The following is a 1,630-nucleotide window of genomic DNA, read 5'->3' on the forward strand; positions in this document are numbered from 1 at the left end:
AAATGAATACCAAGTCTCTGAGTGAACATACGTAATTCATTACGAAGTTTAATTCACGAGCATCAAACTTAAATTGAAGAGTTTGATCATGGCTCAGATTGAACGCTGGCGGCAGGCCTAACACATGCAAGTCGAGCGGTAGCACAGAGAGCTTGCTCTCGGGTGACGAGCGGCGGACGGGTGAGTAATGTCTGGGAAACTGCCTGATGGAGGGGGATAACTACTGGAAACGGTAGCTAATACCGCATAACGTCGCAAGACCAAAGAGGGGGACCTTCGGGCCTCTTGCCATCAGATGTGCCCAGATGGGATTAGCTAGTAGGTGGGGTAACGGCTCACCTAGGCGACGATCCCTAGCTGGTCTGAGAGGATGACCAGCCACACTGGAACTGAGACACGGTCCAGACTCCTACGGGAGGCAGCAGTGGGGAATATTGCACAATGGGCGCAAGCCTGATGCAGCCATGCCGCGTGTATGAAGAAGGCCTTCGGGTTGTAAAGTACTTTCAGCGAGGAGGAAGGTGTTGAGGTTAATAACCTCAGCAATTGACGTTACTCGCAGAAGAAGCACCGGCTAACTCCGTGCCAGCAGCCGCGGTAATACGGAGGGTGCAAGCGTTAATCGGAATTACTGGGCGTAAAGCGCACGCAGGCGGTCTGTCAAGTCGGATGTGAAATCCCCGGGCTCAACCTGGGAACTGCATTCGAAACTGGCAGGCTAGAGTCTTGTAGAGGGGGGTAGAATTCCAGGTGTAGCGGTGAAATGCGTAGAGATCTGGAGGAATACCGGTGGCGAAGGCGGCCCCCTGGACAAAGACTGACGCTCAGGTGCGAAAGCGTGGGGAGCAAACAGGATTAGATACCCTGGTAGTCCACGCCGTAAACGATGTCGACTTGGAGGTTGTGCCCTTGAGGCGTGGCTTCCGGAGCTAACGCGTTAAGTCGACCGCCTGGGGAGTACGGCCGCAAGGTTAAAACTCAAATGAATTGACGGGGGCCCGCACAAGCGGTGGAGCATGTGGTTTAATTCGATGCAACGCGAAGAACCTTACCTACTCTTGACATCCAGAGAACTTAGCAGAGATGCTTTGGTGCCTTCGGGAACTCTGAGACAGGTGCTGCATGGCTGTCGTCAGCTCGTGTTGTGAAATGTTGGGTTAAGTCCCGCAACGAGCGCAACCCTTATCCTTTGTTGCCAGCGGTTCGGCCGGGAACTCAAAGGAGACTGCCAGTGATAAACTGGAGGAAGGTGGGGATGACGTCAAGTCATCATGGCCCTTACGAGTAGGGCTACACACGTGCTACAATGGCGCATACAAAGAGAAGCGACCTCGCGAGAGCAAGCGGACCTCATAAAGTGCGTCGTAGTCCGGATTGGAGTCTGCAACTCGACTCCATGAAGTCGGAATCGCTAGTAATCGTAGATCAGAATGCTACGGTGAATACGTTCCCGGGCCTTGTACACACCGCCCGTCACACCATGGGAGTGGGTTGCAAAAGAAGTAGGTAGCTTAACCTTCGGGAGGGCGCTTACCACTTTGTGATTCATGACTGGGGTGAAGTCGTAACAAGGTAACCGTAGGGGAACCTGCGGTTGGATCACCTCCTTACCTTAAAGAACCTGCCTTTG

The 1,630-nt window shown here is 53.4% G+C and carries 1 rRNA gene; it reads left to right on the forward strand.

The features are described from left to right. The first annotated feature begins 70 nt into the window (after nt 1-70). Nucleotides 71-1,610: ribosomal RNA gene (locus E0L20_RS23730) — 16S ribosomal RNA — on the forward strand. Nucleotides 1,611-1,630: the final 20 nt, after the last annotated feature.

It is taken from the genome of Enterobacter wuhouensis (assembly GCF_004331265.1).
Lineage (GTDB): Bacteria > Pseudomonadota > Gammaproteobacteria > Enterobacterales > Enterobacteriaceae > Enterobacter > Enterobacter wuhouensis.